Annotated in this window: 17 protein-coding genes; 13 read left to right on the top strand and 4 right to left on the bottom strand. The window is 68.4% G+C overall.

Translation table 11 applies throughout. From position 1 onward, the window contains the following. Positions 1–108 precede the first annotated feature (108 nt). On the bottom strand, positions 109–624 hold the full coding sequence (locus AC1VNM_RS01155) for a DUF4124 domain-containing protein (RefSeq protein ID WP_483105576.1): 516 nt from the start codon (positions 622–624) through the stop codon (positions 109–111). Positions 625–687: 63 nt separating this feature from the next. Between AC1VNM_RS01155 and guaB the strand changes: the two genes are divergently transcribed. The 3 genes from guaB to guaA all read left to right on the top strand — a co-directional run bounded on the left by guaB (position 688) and on the right by guaA (position 5,145). Beyond that, positions 688–2,160, top strand: a complete 1,473-nt coding sequence (guaB, locus tag AC1VNM_RS01160; protein ID WP_483105577.1) for an IMP dehydrogenase — start codon at positions 688–690, stop codon at positions 2,158–2,160. A gap of 5 nt (positions 2,161–2,165) precedes the next feature. Further along, positions 2,166–3,461, top strand: coding sequence for an MFS transporter (locus AC1VNM_RS01165; RefSeq protein ID WP_483105578.1), 1,296 nt, complete (start codon positions 2,166–2,168; stop codon positions 3,459–3,461). Between the two features lie 70 nt (positions 3,462–3,531). Then, entirely contained in the window at positions 3,532–5,145 is a 1,614-nt protein-coding gene (gene guaA / locus AC1VNM_RS01170; RefSeq protein ID WP_377156499.1) for a glutamine-hydrolyzing GMP synthase, read from the top strand. A gap of 67 nt (positions 5,146–5,212) precedes the next feature. On the opposite strand, the gene AC1VNM_RS01175 is transcribed toward guaA, so the two are convergent. Together AC1VNM_RS01175 and AC1VNM_RS01180 are read right to left on the bottom strand one after the other, a co-directional pair. Continuing rightward, positions 5,213–5,713 (bottom strand): PIN domain-containing protein, encoded by a 501-nt coding sequence (locus AC1VNM_RS01175; protein ID WP_483105579.1) that lies wholly within the window; start codon positions 5,711–5,713, stop codon positions 5,213–5,215. Continuing rightward, a complete protein-coding gene (locus AC1VNM_RS01180) occupies positions 5,700–5,915 on the bottom strand; it encodes an AbrB/MazE/SpoVT family DNA-binding domain-containing protein (protein ID WP_377156494.1) in 216 nt (71 codons plus the stop codon). The genes AC1VNM_RS01175 and AC1VNM_RS01180 overlap by 14 nt, the downstream gene beginning before the upstream one ends. A gap of 242 nt (positions 5,916–6,157) precedes the next feature. On the opposite strand from AC1VNM_RS01180, the gene AC1VNM_RS01185 reads away from it, so the two are divergent. The 3 genes from AC1VNM_RS01185 to AC1VNM_RS01195 all read left to right on the top strand — a co-directional run bounded on the left by AC1VNM_RS01185 (position 6,158) and on the right by AC1VNM_RS01195 (position 7,767). Then, a complete protein-coding gene (locus AC1VNM_RS01185) occupies positions 6,158–6,898 on the top strand; it encodes an NIPSNAP family protein (RefSeq protein WP_483105580.1) in 741 nt (246 codons plus the stop codon). 75 nt (positions 6,899–6,973) lie between these two features. After that, on the top strand, positions 6,974–7,186 hold the full coding sequence (locus AC1VNM_RS01190) for a hypothetical protein (RefSeq protein ID WP_377156491.1): 213 nt from the start codon (positions 6,974–6,976) through the stop codon (positions 7,184–7,186). Between the two features lie 29 nt (positions 7,187–7,215). Continuing rightward, positions 7,216–7,767 carry a 2'-5' RNA ligase family protein gene (locus AC1VNM_RS01195; protein WP_483105581.1) on the top strand — a complete coding sequence of 184 codons (552 nt, stop codon included), beginning with the start codon at positions 7,216–7,218 and terminating at the stop codon, positions 7,765–7,767. Positions 7,768–7,812: 45 nt separating this feature from the next. Here AC1VNM_RS01195 and AC1VNM_RS01200 read toward each other — a convergent pair whose 3' ends face one another. Continuing rightward, positions 7,813–8,949, bottom strand: coding sequence for a DUF72 domain-containing protein (locus tag AC1VNM_RS01200; RefSeq protein ID WP_483105582.1), 1,137 nt, complete (start codon positions 8,947–8,949; stop codon positions 7,813–7,815). 48 nt (positions 8,950–8,997) lie between these two features. Here AC1VNM_RS01200 and tadA point away from each other — a divergent pair, with 48 nt between their 5' ends. The 7 genes from tadA (at position 8,998) to AC1VNM_RS01235 (ending at position 17,638) form a co-directional block, all read left to right on the top strand. Next, positions 8,998–9,696 carry a tRNA adenosine(34) deaminase TadA gene (gene tadA, locus AC1VNM_RS01205; RefSeq protein ID WP_483105583.1) on the top strand — a complete coding sequence of 233 codons (699 nt, stop codon included), beginning with the start codon at positions 8,998–9,000 and terminating at the stop codon, positions 9,694–9,696. After that, the gene (locus tag AC1VNM_RS01210; RefSeq protein WP_483105584.1) at positions 9,693–10,697 is read left to right on the top strand and encodes an LD-carboxypeptidase; all 1,005 of its coding nucleotides are present in this window, start codon (positions 9,693–9,695) and stop codon (positions 10,695–10,697) included. Before tadA ends, AC1VNM_RS01210 begins: the two co-directional genes overlap by 4 nt. A gap of 141 nt (positions 10,698–10,838) precedes the next feature. Beyond that, positions 10,839–13,160 carry an ABC transporter substrate-binding protein gene (locus tag AC1VNM_RS01215; RefSeq protein ID WP_483105585.1) on the top strand — a complete coding sequence of 774 codons (2,322 nt, stop codon included), beginning with the start codon at positions 10,839–10,841 and terminating at the stop codon, positions 13,158–13,160. Further along, positions 13,160–14,143 carry an ABC transporter permease gene (locus tag AC1VNM_RS01220; protein WP_377156482.1) on the top strand — a complete coding sequence of 328 codons (984 nt, stop codon included), beginning with the start codon at positions 13,160–13,162 and terminating at the stop codon, positions 14,141–14,143. Before AC1VNM_RS01215 ends, AC1VNM_RS01220 begins: the two co-directional genes overlap by 1 nt. A 45-nt stretch (positions 14,144–14,188) precedes the next feature. Next, on the top strand, positions 14,189–15,679 hold the full coding sequence (locus tag AC1VNM_RS01225) for an ABC transporter permease (protein WP_483105586.1): 1,491 nt from the start codon (positions 14,189–14,191) through the stop codon (positions 15,677–15,679). A gap of 13 nt (positions 15,680–15,692) precedes the next feature. After that, on the top strand, positions 15,693–16,175 hold the full coding sequence (locus AC1VNM_RS01230) for an ATP-binding cassette domain-containing protein (RefSeq protein ID WP_483105587.1): 483 nt from the start codon (positions 15,693–15,695) through the stop codon (positions 16,173–16,175). A 5-nt stretch (positions 16,176–16,180) separates the two neighbouring features. Beyond that, on the top strand, positions 16,181–17,638 hold the full coding sequence (locus tag AC1VNM_RS01235) for a dipeptide ABC transporter ATP-binding protein (protein ID WP_483109218.1): 1,458 nt from the start codon (positions 16,181–16,183) through the stop codon (positions 17,636–17,638). Positions 17,639–17,932: the final 294 nt, after the last annotated feature.

Consider the following 17,932-nt stretch of genomic DNA (forward strand, 5'->3'; position numbering starts at 1 on the left):
GGGCCCGGAAACAGGAAAGGCCGCATCAGCGGCCTTTTGTCTTACCAGCGGTCACCGGACTTACGAGCGGTTTGCCCGCCGGTGTTGTTTCCGGGACTCGTTCCGGCCTTACTTGCAGTTCGCCGTGACCACGGCCTGCATGTTGCGGATCTCTTCCTGGCGCATCTGCTCGGTCATCGGCTGCGAGTCGCCGGTCTGGGTGCCGCTGCGCAGACGCACGCCGGACTCGAGCACGCGCTGGCGGTTCTGGGCCTGACGGCAGTTCTCGGCCATCGCGTCCGCGCGGGCCTTGTCTTCCTGGGCCTTGCGCTCGCGCTCGACCTTCTCGCGCGAGGAGGCCTCGCTCGCCGCACGGGCCGGCGCGGAAGCGGCCGAAGCCGCCGCGGAGGCGCCTGCCAGCGCCACCTGCGCTGGCGACGGGGCGGCACGCGCCGCGTTGGACGGGCGCTGCAGGATGTCCTTCTCGGCGACGCTCGGCGGCGGCGGACGATCGCTGTATTGCGTGCGGCCATCGGCGTCGCGCCACTTCCATTGGGCGTGCGCGACCGAGGTCAGCGCCATCAGCGCGAGCGCGCAGATCATGCCCAGCGGGCGTCGCGGGCGTCGCGGGAGTGGGGGATTCATCATGGTCGTGGAGTGTACCGCCGGGCTTCTCTATAATGCGCCTTTGCGTCTGGAGCTTCCCTCATGCGCCTACTCGGAAAGGCCCTCACCTTCGACGATGTGTTGCTGGTGCCGGCGTTCTCCCAGGTGTTGCCGCGCGACACCAGTCTGGCCACGCAGTTCACGCGTGGCATCCGCCTGAACCTGCCGCTCGTGTCCGCCGCGATGGACACCGTGACCGAGGCGCGCCTGGCGATCGCCATCGCCCAGGAAGGCGGCATCGGCATCGTCCACAAGAACCTGACCCCGCAGCAGCAGGCCGCGGAAGTGGCCCGGGTCAAGCGTTACGAGTCCGGCGTGCTCCGCGACCCGATCACGATCACGCCCGAGACCACCGTCCGCCAGGTCAAGCAGCTGAGCGAGCACCACGGCGTGTCCGGTTTCCCGGTGCTGGTGGGGCAGAAGGTCGTCGGCATCGTCACCAACCGGGACCTGCGCTTCGAAACGCGCATGGACATCCCGGTCAGCGAGATCATGACCCCGGCCGAGCGTCTGATCACGGTGCCCGAGGGCGCCTCGCTGAGCGACGGCAAGGCGCTGATGCACAAGCACAAGCTGGAGCGCGTGCTGGTCCTCAACGACGCGTTCGAACTGCGCGGTCTGATGACCGTCAAGGACATCACCAAGCAGACCAACTTCCCGAACGCCGCGCGTGACGCGCACGGCAAGCTGCGCGTCGGCGCGGCGGTGGGCGTGGGCGAGGGCACCGAGGAGCGTGTCGAGCTGCTGGTCAAGGCCGGCGTCGACGCGATCGTCGTCGACACCGCGCACGGCCACAGCAGCGGCGTCATCGAGCGCGTGCGCTGGGTCAAGAAGAACTACCCCGGCGTCGAGGTCATCGGCGGCAACATCGCCACCGGCGCCGCGGCGCTGGCGCTGGTGGAAGCCGGCGCGGACGCGGTCAAGGTCGGCATCGGCCCGGGCTCGATCTGCACGACCCGCATCGTGGCCGGCGTCGGCGTGCCGCAGATCGCGGCGATCGACTTCGTCGCCACCGCGCTGAAGGGCACGGGCGTGCCGGCGATCGCGGACGGCGGCATCCGCTACTCGGGCGACATCGCCAAGGCCATCGCCGCCGGCGCGAGCACGGTGATGATGGGCGGCATGTTCGCCGGCACCGAGGAAGCCCCGGGCGAAGTGATCCTCTACCAGGGCCGCAGCTACAAGAGCTACCGCGGCATGGGCTCGATCGGCGCGATGAAGGCCGGTTCGGCGGACCGCTACTTCCAGGAAAACGACGAGACGACCAACCCGAACGCGGACAAGCTGGTGCCGGAAGGCATCGAAGGCCGCGTCCCGTACAAGGGGTCGATGGTCGCGATCGTGCACCAGATGGCCGGCGGCGTGCGCGCCTCGATGGGTTACTGCGGTTGCGGCAGCATCTCGGACATGCACGAGAAGGCCGAGTTCGTCGAGATCACCTCGGCGGGCATCCGTGAGAGCCACGTCCACGACGTGCAGATCACGAAGGAAGCGCCCAACTACCGCCTGGAGTGACGCCCTTGTCCGAACAGGTCGACGCGGCGCGGGGCTCCGGCCCCGACGCCGCCGCAGCAACGACGACGCATGGCGGCCGCAAGGCCGCCATGTCGTTCATCCTGATCGCGGTGCTGATCGACATGGTGTCGATCGGCCTGATCATCCCGGTGCTGCCGCCGCTGGTCGGAACCTTCACGCAGAGCGAGACGCAGCACACGCTGGCGCAACTGGCCGTGGCGTTCGCCTTCGGCATCGCGAATTTCTTCGGCTCGCCCATCCTGGGCGGGTTGTCCGACCGCTTCGGCCGTCGGAAGGTGATGCTGATCGGTTTCAGCGGCCTCGCGCTGAGCTTCTTCGTGACGGCGCTGGCCAACGCGCTGTGGATGCTGGTCGTGGTGCGGCTGTTCTCCGGCGCGATGCAGGCCAACGCGGCCGTCGCCAACGCCTACGTCGCCGACATCACGCCGCCGGCGGATCGTGCCAAGCGTTTCGGCATGCTGGGCGCGGCCTTCGGCATGGGCTTCATCCTCGGTCCGGTGATGGGCGGGCTGCTGGGCAGCATCGACCTGCACCTGCCGTTCTACGTCGCCGGCACGCTGGCGCTGCTCAACTGGCTGTACGGCTTCTTCGTGCTGCCCGAGTCGCTGGCGCCGGAGCACCGCAGACCCTTCGAGTGGCGCAAGGCCAATCCGGTCGTGGCGCTGGGCCGGCTGCGCAAGCTGAACGGCGTCGGGCCGCTGATCTACGTGATCGCGTGCTCGGGCCTGGCGCAGCTGGTGATCCAGACCAGCTGGGTGCTCTACAACCAGCACAAGTTCGGCTGGGGTCCGCGCGAGAACGGCCTGTCGCTGTTCGTCGTGGGTCTGGTCGCGGTGGTGGTGCAGGGCGTGCTGCTGCAGCCGCTGATGCGCTGGCTGGGCGCGCGGCGCCTGGTGCTGATCGGCCTGACGACCTCGATCCTGACCAACCTGATCTGGGGCCTGTCGACCGAGGCCTGGATGATGGTCGGCGCGATCTTCCTGAACATCGCCGGCGTGGCCGCGGCCCCGGCGATGCAGAGCCTGATCTCCAATGCCGCCGACGCCCGCACGCAGGGCGAGACCATGGGCGCGGTGGCCGCGATCAACAGCCTGATGGCGGTGATCTCGCCGATCGCCGGCCTGGGGCTGATGGCGCTGGTCGCCGAACTCCCCAAGACCGACTGGCGCATCGGCGCGCCGTTCTACCTCTGCGCGCTGCTGCAGTTGGCCTCGCTGGCCTTCGCGTGGCGCCACTTCAACACGGACCCGCCGGCGCAGGCCGCCGCGGCCAAGGCCTGAGCCGGCGCGCCACCGGCTTCCGCCCGATCCCCGACATCCCAGTATTCCCAAGCATCCCCAGAAGCTGACCATGCACGACAAAGTCCTCATCCTCGACTTCGGCTCCCAGGTGACGCAGCTGATCGCGCGCCGCGTGCGCGAGGCCCACGTCTACTGCGAGATCCATCCCAACGACGTCAGCGACGACTTCATCCGCTCGTTCGCGCCGAAGGCGATCATCCTGTCGGGCAGCCACGCCTCGACCTACGAGGACCACGAGCTGCGCGCGCCGCAGTCGGTGTGGGACCTGGGCGTGCCGGTGCTGGGCATCTGCTACGGCATGCAGACGATGGCGGTGCAACTGGGCGGCAAGGTCGAGTGGAGCGATCACCGCGAGTTCGGTTACGCCGAGGTCCGCGCGCACGGCCACACCAAGCTGCTGGACGGCATCCAGGACTTCGCCACGCCCGAAGGCCACGGCATGCTCAAGGTCTGGATGAGCCACGGCGACAAGGTCACCGCGCTGCCGCCGGGCTTCCAGCTGATGGCCTCGACGCCGAGCTGCCCGATCGCCGGCATGGCCAACGAGGACAAGGGCTACTACGCGTTCCAGTTCCATCCCGAGGTCACGCACACGGTGCAGGGCGCGGCGGTGTTCAACCGCTTCGTGCGCGAGATCGCCGGCTGCAAGGGCGACTGGATCATGGGCGACTACATCGCCGAAGCCGTCGCGAAGATCCGCGAGCAGGTGGGTGACGAGGAAGTCATCCTGGGCCTGTCGGGCGGCGTCGATTCGTCGGTGGCGGCGGCGCTGATCCATCGCGCGATCGGCGACCAGCTGACCTGCGTGTTCGTCGATCATGGCCTGCTGCGCCTGAACGAAGGCGACGCGGTGATGGACATGTTCGCGGGCAAGCTGCACGCGAAGGTGATCCGCGTCGATGCGAGCGAGCTGTTCCTCGGCCAACTGGCCGGCGTGACCGATCCGGAGCGCAAGCGCAAGATCATCGGCGGCCTGTTCGTCGACGTGTTCAAGGCCGAGGCCGAGCGGCTGAAGTCCGGCGACGGCGGCAAGGGTGTCCACAAGGGCGCGACCTTCCTGGCTCAGGGCACGATCTATCCGGACGTGGTCGAGAGCGGCGGCACGAAGACGAAGAAGGCCACGACGATCAAGAGCCACCACAACGTGGGCGGGCTGCCGGAGCAGTTGGGCCTGAAGCTGCTGGAGCCGCTGCGCGAGCTGTTCAAGGACGAGGTCCGTGAACTGGGCGTGGCGCTGGGCCTGCCGCCGGAGATGGTCTACCGCCACCCGTTCCCGGGCCCGGGCCTGGGCGTGCGTATCCTGGGCGAGGTGAAGAAGGAGTACGCGGACCTGCTGCGCCGCGCCGATGCGATCTTCATCGAGGAGCTGCGCAACACGCGCGACGAGGCGACGGGCAAGACCTGGTACGAGCTCACGAGCCAAGCCTTCACGGTATTCCTGCCGGTGAAGAGCGTGGGCGTGATGGGCGACGGCCGGACCTACGACTACGTGGTCGCGCTGCGCGCGGTGCAGACCAGCGACTTCATGACGGCGGACTGGGCGGAACTGCCGTACAGCCTGCTCAAGCGCTGCTCGGGCCGCATCATCAACGAGGTGCGCGGCATCAACCGCGTGACCTACGACGTCTCGAGCAAGCCGCCGGCGACGATCGAATGGGAATGAGCGCTTCGCGCTGACAAGCAAACAGGGGCCCGTCAGGCCCTTGTTTGCTTTTGAGCTCTCAACCCATTCATTGAATCATCGGAGACATTTGAGCCGATGTCGGCCAGCCTTCCCAACACCCGTCAGGTCCGATGCCGACGCTGCGGGGCTTGGCGTTCTTCGGGTAGAACCTGACCGAGGGAAGGTCTTTGAAGTGAGCATCGCAGGTGATCACTTCGACACCGAACTTCTGCGCTGTCGCGTAGATCAAAGCGTCTGCCGACGCGAGCTTGTACTTGGCGTTGATCTTTGCGGCTTCCTTGGCCGTGGCGGTGTCGAGCTCGTCGACAGGGCAATCTTCCAAGGTCCGTTCAAGACTTTCATGGCGCTCGGCGTCCAAGGTTCGGAGTGCCCACTTCTCAATCTCGTGTTGCACGATCGTCGGGACGATGCAGTGCTGCAAGGGCGGGAGGTTGGGCCAGATCAATCGACCCAAGTCAGATTCGGCAAAGCACTCGATCCAGGCGGACGTGTCTACGACCACGTTTCGTCCTGAATTCTGTGAGCCGGAGTGGTCAGTAGCGGTCATTGCGATCCCGGTAGTTGCCCGTGTCAGCGCCTTTTGCAATGCCCATGATCTGGTCGATGGTGATGCGCTTGTAGATGAAGATGCCGTCCTTGTGTCGGACGACTTTGAGTTCCTCTCCTGGCTTCCAATCGAGCGTGTCTCGAATCTCTTTCGGAAGCGCGACGCGGTGTCGTGAGGACAGGATGGCGACGGGCGCGGGCATGTGGACTCCAGTGCGTCTAGCGAAACAAGACTGGCGATTCTTCGCTTCCGGTTCTTCCTGATCCACGGCCTCGATCGGTGGGCAGTCAGTCTGTACTGGCGACGATCGGTATCGCTTCAACTTGCTTGTGTGATTGACGTTCATGGCCATAGGATGAATTCACGAAGTTCCTGTGCTGACACGCGATGTCAGGGCCTCTGTCCAGAATCGGCGGATCGCTTAGCCACCACTCCGGAGACCCCATGGCCGACGACCACCCCGTCTACGAGCTGCGCCAGTACAAGATCGTCAAGGGCGAGCGCGAACGCTTCATGCGGCTGTTCGACGCGGCCTTCGTCGAATCGCAGGAGGCCGTCGGCATGCGGCTGTACGGGCAGTTCGCCGATCTCGACGACCCCGACCGCTTTGTCTGGATCCGTGGTTTCGACGACATGGCGGCGCGCGAGAAGACGCTGAGCGAGTTCTACTTCGGCCCCGTGTGGCAGGCGCATCGCGACGAAGCGAATCCGATGCTCGTCGACAACGACAACGTGCTGTTGATGAGGAACCCGGGCGTCGGGCCGCAGCCGGCGCGCATCGACGGCGCGCGCGATGCCGGCGTGTTGCGGCGAAGGGCATCGCCGGGGCTCGTGGTCCTGCACCTCTGCACCCTCTGGAAGGACCCGGCCGATCCCGAGGACGGCTTCGCGCGTTTCTTCGAGCACGAGGTCGCGCCGGTCATCCAGGCGGCCGGCCTGCCGGTGATCGGCAGCTTCGTGCCGGAGCGCTCGCCCAACAACTTCCCACGCCTGCCGGTCCGCGAGGGGGAGAAGGTCTTCGTCTGGATGACCCGCGCCGCGGACGCCGACGACTGGGCCATTCGGTGGAGTGCCTGCCGGCACTCGACCGCGTGGCGTGCGCTCGAGCCGCGCTGGCGTGACGCGCAGGAGCGATCGCCGCAGATCCTGCGATTGCGACCGGGCATCGCCTCGGTGCCGCGCTGAGCCGCCGGGTGACGGCGGGTCGGCGGAGTGTGGCTATGCTTCGCGTCATCCCCGCTTCCACTCCGGAGTTCTTGCATGCGCAGCGCCCTGTCCATCCTCGCCCTCGTCATCGTGCTCGCCATCGTGATGCTGACCGCGAAGAAGCAGATGCAGGCGATGAAGCCGCCGGTCTCGGCGGACCCGGCGGCGTCCGCGGCATCGACGGCGCTGCCTCAGCCGGAGGCCGTCGGCCGCCAGGTGCAGGACCTGATGAAGCAGGGCGAGCAGCGCGCGTCTGAAGCGGAATGAGCGCGCCGTGATGGCGTCGTGATCGCATCGTGACCGTCCATGCGCTCTTCTTCTGCCTGCGCCCCGATCTGGAGACCGCGGCGAGATTGAGCGTGATCTCTGGAGAGCTCGTGCGGCGCTTCGGCCTGCGCGCCAAGGCGGCGCGCACCGAACGCCTCCACGTGACCTTGCACCACCTGGGCTGGTACGACGACCAGACCGACCAGGCCGAGGTGATGGCGGAGGTGAGGCTGCTTGCCGAAGTCGCTGCCGCCTCGTTGCGGCACGGTCCGGTCCAGGTGGACTTCGACCAGCTCCTGAGCTTCACCCGAAAGCGGCGGAACCTGCCGCTCGTGCTCAGCGGCAGCGCGTGTCTCGACCCCGTGCGGACGATGCGGGCCGCGCTCGGCGAGCGCCTGCGCGCCAGCGGCCTGCGGACCGATCCCCACTTCACGCCGCACTTGACGCTGTTCTACGACGATCATGTCGTGGAGCCGCAGCCGTTCATCGTGCCCGGCTGGACGGCGACGGAGGTCCTGCTCATGGACAGTCTGCAGGGACAGTCCACACACGTTGAGCTCGCGCGCTGGCCGCTCGCTTGAGCCGGTCAGCCGCGATTCGTCGTCATGCGCCGCAATGCGCGGGGGTCAGGCCTCGCCTGGTGCGACGATCTCCCGCGCCAGTGCGCGCAGGCTCAGCGGCGCGGAGCCCTCGGCGTGGTTGGAGATCGTGACGTAGGCGGGGTGGCCCGCCTGCGCCGTCGCCCGGATCACCTTCGCGAGCACGGCCCGCGTCTCCGGATCCGGATCCATCAGCTCGGCGTATTCCCCGTACTTCTTCTCCGCGTCCTCGTAGCCGAAGGGGCCGTGGATCCGGTGCAGGTTCCAGCGGCAGACCAGCGGTCCCGGCCACATCGCGCGCAGCAGCGGCAGCTGCTCCTCGATCGTCGGCAGCTTCGGATGCAGGCCCAGACAGTAGCGCGCGCCGCAGTCCTTGAGCACGGCGACGAATGCCGGTGTCAGCCATTCCGGGTCGCGGACCTCGACGGCCACGACCGCCTCCGGCGCCACGTCGCGCAGCGAGGGTAGGGCGGCCAGCATCGCGTGCAGGCGGTCGAGCTGCTCCGGCATGCGGTCCAGCATCGCCAGCGGCAGCGGGCTCAGCTGGAATACCAGCGCGCCGATGCGCGTGCCCAGTCCAGCCATCGCCGGCTCGAGGAACTCCTGGATCGCCAGGCGCGGATCGAGGAAGGCCGTGTTGGCCTGGCGGCCGCGGCCGTCCTCGGCGCGCACCTGGGCGTCGGTGATCACGCTGGGAGCCTTGACCGTGAACCGGAAGTCCTCAGGCACTTGCTGCGCGTAGCGCTCGTACTGGCTGGCCGTGAGCGATTGGTAGAAGCCGCGGTCGATGCTCACCGCGCGGTGCAGCGGTTGCTGCGCATAGGCGGTCAGGCCGTTGCGGGAGAGGTTGGACTCGCCATGCCGACCCTCCCAGACGATGCCTTGCCAGCCCGGGTAGCTCCACGACGAGGTGCCCAGCCGGATCCTCGGCGACAACGCGGCCGCCAGCACGACCTGGGCCTCGTCCGGCGACTGGGCCTGGATGCCGGCGCGACGGCGTTTCGGCGCGACGCCGGCTGCGGGCGTGTCGGCGCGGTCGCTGCCGACGTCGTCATCGCCGTCGAGGTCGTCGCGATCGGCGACCCGCGGCGCGGGTGCGGCGGGCGCGGGCGGCAGCAGCTCGCCGAAGAGATCGTCCTGGTGACCGGGGAACTCCTGTTGCATGGGCCGGCAGCATAGCGGGCGCGGCTACACTGCCGCGCGAGCGCCGCCATGACCACTGAGTCCCCCCAGATCCTCCCCGCCGACCCCGCCGACCCCGCGGATGAATACGCGATGCGGCTCGCCCTCGACCAGGCCCAGAACGCCTGGCTCGTCGGCGAGGTGCCGGTGGGCGCCGTGATCATGCGGGCCGGTCAGGTGATCGCCACCGGCTACAACCGCCCGATCACGACCCACGATCCGACCGCCCACGCGGAGATCGTCGCGCTGCGCCACGCCGCGCAACTGCTCGGCAACTACCGGCTGCCGGAGTGCGAGCTCTACGTGACGCTCGAGCCCTGCGCGATGTGCGCGATGGCGATGATGCATGCGCGGCTCAAGCGCGTCGTCTTCGCCGCGCCGGATCCGAAGACCGGCGTCGCCGGCTCGGTGCTCGACCTGTTCGGGCAGAAGCAGTTGAACCACCACACCGCGCTGCACGGCGGCGTGCTCGCGGAGGCGTCGTCGCGGCTGCTGCGCGAGTTCTTCGCCGAGCGCCGCGAGGCGGCGCGCCAGTTGCGCGAGGCCCGCCGCCGCGCCGCGGTCGAGACCGGGGCCACGGGCGACGGCTTTGATGACGCCGGCCTCGACACGTTGAGCGCGTTGCCCGAGGTCCAGGAGTTTCCCGAGATCCCCGTCGGTGACGCGCAGTACCTTCCCATGAATTCCGATCCTTCGCAGGACAACACGCAGGACGACACGCAGCGATGAGCTCCCTGACCCTCTACACCCCGTCCGGCGTCCTGGCGCAATCGCAAGCGCTCAAGCGCGCGGCCAAGCGGCTGACGGCGTTCGGCTTCGAGGTGGCGATCGACGACGCGGCGCTCGCGAAGCATCAGCGCTTCGCCGGCGACGACGAGACGCGGCTGGCCGCGCTGCACCGTGTCGCGCAGGCCGCGCCGTCGGTGGCGCTGGCCACGCGCGGCGGCTACGGCCTGACGCGTCTGCTGGACCGCATCGACTGGCCGACGATCGCCCGCAGCGTCGAGCGCGGCACGCGCTGGGTCGGCCTGAGCGATGTGACCGCGCTGCAGCTGGCGCTGCTCGCCCACACGAAGCAGACGAGCTGGGCGGGCCCGCTCGCCTGCGACGACTTCGGCCGCGCCGACACGGACGGCGGCGTCGACGAGATCACCCGCGACTGCTTCCTCGAGGCGATGGACGGATCGCTCGAGGCCATCGGCTTCCGCACCGAAGCCGGCCTGGACGGCGTCGAGGCCCGCGGCACGCTGTGGGGCGGCAACCTGGCGGTGCTGTGCTCGCTGCTGGGCACGCCGCACTTCCCGCGCATCAAGGGCGGCATCCTGTTCCTCGAGGACGTCAACGAGCACCCGTATCGCGTCGAGCGCATGCTGCTGCAACTCTGGCAGGCGGGCGTGCTGGACGCGCAGAAGGCGGTGCTGCTGGGCAGCTTCAGCGGCTGGAAGAAGTCGCCGCTGGATCGCGGCTATTCGATGAAGGCCTGCGTCGCGGCGCTGCGCGAGCGCGTCAAGGTGCCGATCCTCACCGGCCTGCCCTTCGGTCACGTGCCGACCAAGGTCTGCCTGCCCGTCGGCGCGAAGGCCGAGATGATGGTCGAGGGCCGCGACGTCATCGTCGCCTGGGGCCACGTCGATCACGGCCACGACCACCACGATCACCACGGCCATGGACACGCGCATGATCATGGTCACGACGGCCACGACCATGACCACGGGCCTCACGACCACTGACTGACGTCACACGCGCCCCGCGAACCGGGCCGCTATGATCCGCCCCGGCATCGGCCGGCCTCTGCGCGAGGAGCGGCCTTGGCAACAATCTGGCAATGCCGCATCCTCAGGATGCGGCGTTTGCTTTTTGGAAGGATGACGATGTCGTCGGGGCTGTGGAACGCGTCGCTGCACGCGGCTGAAGGCTGGCGCGGGACGTGGGTGGCCCCGATGGCCCGGATGGCGGGGCTGCTCGCCGCCTTGCTCCTGGCCGCCTGCAACAACAGCCCGTATCCGGCCGGCGCGGCCAAGGACAACACGCTCTACCTGTCCTTCGACGAGCGCTCGCCGCGTTATCTCGACCCGACCGCGTCCTACACCTCGCCGGAGTCGGTCTACACCTACCAGATCATGGAGCCGCCTTACGGCTACCACTATCTGAAGCGGCCCTACGAGCTGATCCCGCGCGCCGCGGCGGCCGTCGTCAAGCCGTATTACGTCGATGCGCAGGGCAAGCGCCTGCCCGACGACGCGCCGGTCGAGCAGATCGCGCAGAGCGTCTACGACGTGCCCCTGCGCGAAGGCGTGAAGTACGCGCCCAGCCCCGCGTTCGCGAAGGACGCGCAAGGGCACTACCTCTATCACCACCTGAGCGCGAAGGACCTCGGCGACAAGCGCTCGCCGTGGCAGTTCGAGCACCTGGGCACGCGCGAGATCGAGGCCGAGGACTTCGTCTACGCGCTCAAGCGCCACGCGACCACGCGCGTCGAGGCGCCGATCTACGGCCTGTTCTCCGAGCACGTCGTCGGGCTGAAGGAGTACGGCGCGCTGATCCGCGAGGAGAACGCCAAGCTGCTGAAGGGCCTGCCCGAGAGCTCGCCCGACAAGCCGTTCCTGGACTTCCGCAAGTGGCCGCTGGCCGGCGCCGAGGCGGTGAACAAGCACCTGCTGCGCGTGCGCATCAAGGGCAAGTACCCGCAGTGGTCGTACTGGCTGTCGACGACCTTCGTCGCGCCGATCCCGTGGGAGGTGGACCTGTTCTACGCCCAGCCCGGCATGGCCGAGCACGGCCTGTCCTGGAACCAGTGGCCCGTGGGCACGGGGCCTTACATGATGACGGAGTACCAGCAGGACCGCCGTCACGTGATGTCGCGCAACCCGAACTACCGCAAGGACGATCTCTATCCCTGCGAGGGCATGCCCGACGACGGTCCCGCCGGCCGCCTGGCCGACTGCGGCAAGCCGCTGCCCTTCATCGACAGGATCGTGGCCACGCTCATCAAGGAAAAGGTGCCGCGCAAGGAGATGTTCAAGCAGGGCTACCTGGACGTGCCCGACCTCGAGCGCGGCGACTGGGGCGTGGAGTTCTACGCCGATGCCAGCGACTCCGCGGAGACCGACGCCTTCTTCAAGCAGCGCGGCTTCGCGTTCCCGCGATCGACCGACCCGAACAACTGGTACCTCGGCTTCAACATGCTCGATCCGGTGATCGGCAAGGGGAAGACGCCGGAGGACGAGACCCGTCATCGCAAGCTGCGCCAGGCGCTGTCCATCGCGATCGACTGGGAGGAGGGCTACGGCCGCATCTTCAAGAACCGCGGCGGCGTGGCCGCGTTCGGACCGGTGCCGCCGGGCGTGTTCGGCTCGCGCGAGGCGCAGCCGGGCTTCTTCAATCCGGTCACGCACAAGCGGGTCGACGGCAGGATCGAGCGCCGCTCGATCGAGGAGGCGAAGCAGCTGCTTGCCGAGGCCGGCTACCCCGACGGCCGCGATGCGAAGAGCGGCCAGCCGCTGGTGCTGAACTACGACTTCATGCGGACGGTCACGCCCGAGGTGAAGGCCGAGAACGACTGGCTGGTGAAGCAGTTCGCCAAGCTGGGCGTGCAGCTCGACGTGCGCGCCACCGACTACAACCAGTTCCAGGAGAAGCTGCACCAAGGCAAGCACCAGGTGTTCTGGTGGGGCTGGTTCGCGGACTACCCGGACGCGGAGAACTTCCTGTTCCTGCTGTACGGGCCCAACAGCAAGTCGCTGCATGAGGGCGAGAACTCGGCCAACTACGAGAACACCGAGTACGACCGCCTGTTCAAGCAGATCCAGGTGCTGGACGACGGCCCCGCCAAGCAGCAGGTGATCGATCGCATGGTCGAGATCGTCCAGCAGGATTCGCCCTGGGCCTTCGGCTACTGGGCCTGGACCGGTCAGGCGTACCAGAGCTGGGTGCACAACGGCAAGCCCAGCATCGTGATCCGCGATCCGGTGCGCTACTACCGCATCGATCCGCAGCAGCGCGCGCAACTGCAGGGCGCATGGAACCGGCCCGTCTGGTGGCCGCTGCTGGTGCTGGCCATCGGCGGCGTGGCGATCGTCTGGATGACGCGCCGCAGCTTCCAGAAGCGCGAGACCGCGACCGCGCGCGGCACGGCCGCGCCGGCCGCCCGTTCCGCAGAATCCGCCACGAGCGCTCCGCGGGGAGCCGACTGATGTTCAAGTACCTCACCCGCCGCCTGGTCTACGGGCTGGCCATCCTCGTCGGCGTCAACCTGCTGACCTTCTTCCTGTTCTTCACCGTCAACACGCCGGACGACATGGCCCGGCTGAACATCGGCGGCAAGCGCGTGTCGCAGGAGCAGATCGACAAGTGGAAGGCCGAACGCGGCTACGACAAGCCCCTGTACTGGGACGCGTCGCGCGCCGGGACGGAGCAGGTCACGCACACGGTCTTCTGGGAGCGTTCGGTCTCGCTGATGCTGCTGGAGTTCGGCCGCTCCGACGCGCGCCAGGCCGTCGACATCGGCCACGAGATCAAGACCCGCATGGGCGTCAGTCTGCAGCTGGCGGTGCCGATCTTCGTGCTGCAGCTGATCGTGAGCGTCGCCTTCGCGCTGCTGCTCACCTTCTTCCGCAACTCGCGCATCGACTTCTGGGGCGTCGTGCTGTGCGTGCTGATGCTGTCGATCTCCAGCCTGTTCTACATCATCGTCGGCCAGTTCTTCTTCTCCCGCATCCTGCGGCTGGTGCCGATCAACGGCTACGAGCCGGGCCTGGACGCGATCAAGTTCCTGGCGCTGCCGATCGCGCTGTCGCTGCTGTCGCGCCTGGGCGGCGAGGCGCGGCTGTACCGCGCGATGCTGCTCGAGGAGGTCGGCAAGGACTACGTGCGCACCGCCCGCGCCAAGGGCCTGTCCGAGCCGCGCGTGCTGATGCGCCACGTGCTGCGCAACGCGCTGATCCCCATCATCACCAGCGCCGGCGCCTACCTGCCGTACGTGTTCCTGGGCAGCCTGGTGTTCGAGAGCTTCTTCGGCATCCCCGGCCTGGGCGCCTTCGTCATCGAGGCGATCACCGGGCAGGACTTCGCCATCGTGCGCACCATGGTGTTCCTGGGCGCGCTCCTCTACATCGCGAGCAACGCGCTGATCGACGTGATCTACACCTGGGTCGATCCGCGCGTGAGGCTGACCTGACGCGCCCGGCGCGTTCGGGATTCGAGACAGGACACGAGAGTCGACATGGGATTCAAGGTCGTTTTCCTCTGGACCGACGTGGCGCTGTGGGCGATGTTCGCGGCGCTGGTCCTCTACATCGTGCGGCTGGTCCGCCGCCCGCACCTGCGCGCCAACTGGCAGCGCGTGCTGCGTGATCCGGCGGCGCTGAGCGCGGGCGTGGTGCTGGTGCTGTTCCTCGGCGTCACCGCGCTGGACAGCCTGCACTTCCGCCGCGCGCTGGCCGACAGTCCCGCCGGCCAGCAGTTCTACGAGACCCGCACCGAGTCCGTGCTGGACCTGCTGCTGGCGCGCCAGATCGAGATGCGCGAGACCAGTTATTCGGCGCCGCTCGCGTACCAGGGCTTCACGCTGGACAGCGTGGCGCACGGCAGTGAGATCGTGCGCGAGTTCCCGCGCCTGGCCTTCGGCGGCGCGCATCTGCAGGATCCGGAGCGCGACTGGCATGGCGACCTGTCGCGACGCGCGCTGACGGGGCTGGCGCTGGGCGCCGTCGCGTCGGTGCTGATGGCGCTGCTGATGGGGGCGGTGCTCGCGCCGCATCACGGCGGCTTCCGTCAGGGATTGAAGGACCTGTTGGGCGATCGCACGCACTATCCGTGGCGCGCGGCGCTCGCGACCCTGTCGGTGATCGCGCTGCTGGCCGGCCCGGTGATCGCGCTGATGGGCCACTACCACGTGTTCGGCACCGACCAGACCGGCAACGACGTGCTCTACCAGGCGCTCAAGAGCATCCGCACCGCCTTCGTCATCGGCGCGCTGTCGACGCTGGCGACGCTGCCCTTCGCGCTGGTGCTGGGCATCCTGGCCGGCTACCTCAAGGGCTGGGTCGACGAGGTCATCCAGTATTTCTACACGGTGCTGACCTCGGTGCCCAACGTGCTGCTGATCGCGGCCTGCGTGCTGATGGTGCAGGTCTTCCTGGACAAGCATCCCGAGGCCTTCGAGACCGGCGCCGAGCGCGCGGATCTGAAGATCTTCCTGCTGTGCGTGATCCTGGGCGTCACCGGCTGGGCGACGCTGTGCCGGCTGGTGCGCGGCGAGACGCTCAAGCTGCGCGAGGCCGACTTCGTCCAGGCCGCCACGGCCTTCGGCGTGCGTGACACGACGATCATGGTCCGTCACATCGTGCCCAACGTGATGCACCTGGTGCTGATCTCGCTGGTGCTGAATTTCTCCGACCTGATCCTCTACGAGGCGGTGTTGACCTACGTCGGCGTCGGTGTCGATCCAGGCATGAACAGCTTCGGCGGAATGATCAACCTGGCGCGCTCGGAAATGAGCCGCGACCCGGTCGTGTGGTGGAGCTTCGTGGCGGCCTTCGGCTTCATGGTGAGCCTGGTGCTGGCGGCCAACCTGTTCGCCGACGGCGTGCGCGACGCCTTCGATCCACGCGCGCGCAAGCTGCGGCCGCAGGTGCTGTCGCTGAAGAAGAACAGGACCGGCGAGCCCGTCGGTCCGGCCGGCAAGGCCGCCAAGGCCGCCAAGGCTTCGTGAGGGACGCCGCGACATGTTGAAGATCGACGACCTCCACGTCCACCTGGACGCCGACGCCGGCCTGGTGCGCGCCATCGACGGCATGCGGCTGACGCTGGCGCAGGGCCGGACCTTCGCGCTGGTGGGTGAATCCGGCTGCGGAAAGAGCATGACGGCGCTCGCCCTGATGCGGCTGCTGCCCGACAACGGCCGCATCGCCGGCGGCCGGCTGGAACTCGACGGCCAGGACCTGTTCGACCTGAGCGAGGCGCGCATGCGCGACGTGCGCGGCGGGCGCATCGGCATGATCTTCCAGGAGCCCGGCACCAGCTTGAATCCGGTGATGAAGGTCGGCGCGCAGATCGTCGAGGCGATCGAGGCGCACACGCCGCTGCGCGGCGAGGCGGCCCGGAAGAAGGCCATCGACTGGCTGCGCCGCGTCGGCATCCCCGAGCCCGAGCGCCGCATCGACGAGTACCCGTTCCGGCTCTCGGGGGGCAGAAGCAGCGGATCATGATCGCGATGACGCTGGCGGCGGAGCCCGACTTCCTGATCGCCGACGAGCCGACCACCGCGCTCGACGTCACCATCCAGGCGCAGATCCTGGACCTGCTCAAGGACCTGCAGCGCGAGCGGGGTTTGGGCCTGTTGCTGATCACGCACGACCTGGGCGTGGTGTCCGGCATGGCGCATCAGGTGGCCCTGATGTACGCGGGGCAGATCGTCGAAGTGGCGCCGGCGGCCGAGTTCTTCGCCGCGCCGAAGCATCCGTATGCGCGGCTGTTGCTGCAGGCACTGCCGGACGCGCAGCGCCGCGGGGAGCCGCTGGCCGCGATTCCGGGCACCGTGCCGCCGCTCTGGCAGATCTTCGAAGGCTGCCGTTTCGCGCCGCGTTGCGACCGGGCGATGGTCCATTGCGGATCGACACCGCCGGTGCTGGCCTCGGTCGCGGGCGGGGCCGCGGCGCATGAAGTCCGGTGCCTGCTCTACACGGATCGCAGGGAGCCGGTGGCAGTGTCCGAGAGCGCCGGCGGCGCCGGTGCCCCTCTGCGCTCAATCGCCTCCTCACGCTCGGCATTCGCTCCGAGGGGCACCGGCGCCGCCGGCTCCGAGCAGTCGCCGGCGATGCTGCTCGAGGTCAAGGATCTGCACGTCCGGTATCCGATGTCGCGCGGGTTCTTCGGCGGCGCGAAGCGATGGTTCGACGCGGTGGGTGGCGTCTCGTTCTCGATTGAGGCGGGCCGCACGCTGGCGGTGGTCGGGGAATCGGGCTGCGGCAAGACAACGTCCGGCAAGGCCATCGTCCAGTTGCTGCGCCGCGTCGCGGTCATCGAGGGTCAGGCCTTGCTGCATCCGCCCGCCGCCGCGACCGCCGGTCCGGCGGGGCAGGGCGGGGCGCCGACGGATCTCTTCCATCTCGACGGCGTGGCCCTGCGGGAAGCCCGGCGTCAGGTGCAGATCATCTTCCAGGACCCGTTCGCATCATTGAACCCGCGGCTGCGGGTGCAGGAGGTGCTCGAGGAGGGTCTCCTGGCGCTGCGCCCCGAACTGGACGCGCCAGCACGCCTGGGGCTGCTGCACGATCTGCTCGACCAGGTGGGCCTGCGCCGCGACGCGCTGGCCCGTTTCCCGCACGAGTTCTCCGGCGGTCAGCGCCAACGCATCGCCATCGCCCGCGCGCTGGCCGTCGAGCCGCGCCTGATCGTCTGCGACGAGCCGACCTCGGCGCTGGATGTGTCGGTCCAGGCGCAGATCCTGAACCTGCTGCGCGAACTCCAGCGCAGCCGCGGCCTGTCCTACCTGTTCATCACCCACAACATCGGCGTCGTCGAATACATCGCCGACGAGGTGGCGGTGATGCAGGCGGGCCGCATTGTCGAGTCGGGCGCTTGCGACGCCGTGCTCGGCGCCCCGCGGGAGGCGTACACCCGCACGCTGCTCGCCGCCGTTCCCCGCGTCGAACGAGGGACGATCGCCTGATCCCTGATCCGACCGATCCTCCTCACCTCGGGGCCGCTCTTGCGGCCCTTTTTCATGGCGTCGGCCAGTCGCCGGGCGTTCGCACTGTTCTGGTGCTGAGGCAGCGTCGTGAACCCATGTTTCCGCGTACGGCGTGCGGTGGCCTTGATGCGCTGGCATTCATTTGCACGCCGTCCGTGCGGTGGGGCGATTGGTGAGTGGGGAATTCGATGTCATGCGCACAAATGGTGCATTTCTTGGTCATTTGCAGCGGTCAATACCTCGTTTCGGGCGCTGAGCGCGCGTCGCGCCGCC

The organism is Mitsuaria sp. MSU3D, assembly GCF_056867975.1.

Excerpts from the sequence above, each read along its gene's own strand:
- AC1VNM_RS01155 (WP_483105576.1), bottom strand. The coding sequence starts at position 624 with ATGAATCCCCCACTCCCGCGACGCCCGCGACGCCCGCTGGGCATGATC.
- guaB (WP_483105577.1), top strand. The coding sequence starts at position 688 with ATGCGCCTACTCGGAAAGGCCCTCACCTTCGACGATGTGTTGCTGGTG.
- guaA (WP_377156499.1), top strand. The coding sequence starts at position 3,532 with ATGCACGACAAAGTCCTCATCCTCGACTTCGGCTCCCAGGTGACGCAG.
- AC1VNM_RS01175 (WP_483105579.1), bottom strand. The coding sequence starts at position 5,713 with ATGACCGCTACTGACCACTCCGGCTCACAGAATTCAGGACGAAACGTG.
- AC1VNM_RS01180 (WP_377156494.1), bottom strand. The coding sequence starts at position 5,915 with ATGCCCGCGCCCGTCGCCATCCTGTCCTCACGACACCGCGTCGCGCTT.
- AC1VNM_RS01185 (WP_483105580.1), top strand. The coding sequence starts at position 6,158 with ATGGCCGACGACCACCCCGTCTACGAGCTGCGCCAGTACAAGATCGTC.
- AC1VNM_RS01190 (WP_377156491.1), top strand. The coding sequence starts at position 6,974 with ATGCGCAGCGCCCTGTCCATCCTCGCCCTCGTCATCGTGCTCGCCATC.
- AC1VNM_RS01200 (WP_483105582.1), bottom strand. The coding sequence starts at position 8,949 with ATGCAACAGGAGTTCCCCGGTCACCAGGACGATCTCTTCGGCGAGCTG.
- tadA (WP_483105583.1), top strand. The coding sequence starts at position 8,998 with ATGACCACTGAGTCCCCCCAGATCCTCCCCGCCGACCCCGCCGACCCC.
- AC1VNM_RS01210 (WP_483105584.1), top strand. The coding sequence starts at position 9,693 with ATGAGCTCCCTGACCCTCTACACCCCGTCCGGCGTCCTGGCGCAATCG.
- AC1VNM_RS01215 (WP_483105585.1), top strand. The coding sequence starts at position 10,839 with ATGTCGTCGGGGCTGTGGAACGCGTCGCTGCACGCGGCTGAAGGCTGG.
- AC1VNM_RS01220 (WP_377156482.1), top strand. The coding sequence starts at position 13,160 with ATGTTCAAGTACCTCACCCGCCGCCTGGTCTACGGGCTGGCCATCCTC.
- AC1VNM_RS01225 (WP_483105586.1), top strand. The coding sequence starts at position 14,189 with ATGGGATTCAAGGTCGTTTTCCTCTGGACCGACGTGGCGCTGTGGGCG.
- AC1VNM_RS01230 (WP_483105587.1), top strand. The coding sequence starts at position 15,693 with ATGTTGAAGATCGACGACCTCCACGTCCACCTGGACGCCGACGCCGGC.
- AC1VNM_RS01235 (WP_483109218.1), top strand. The coding sequence starts at position 16,181 with ATGACGCTGGCGGCGGAGCCCGACTTCCTGATCGCCGACGAGCCGACC.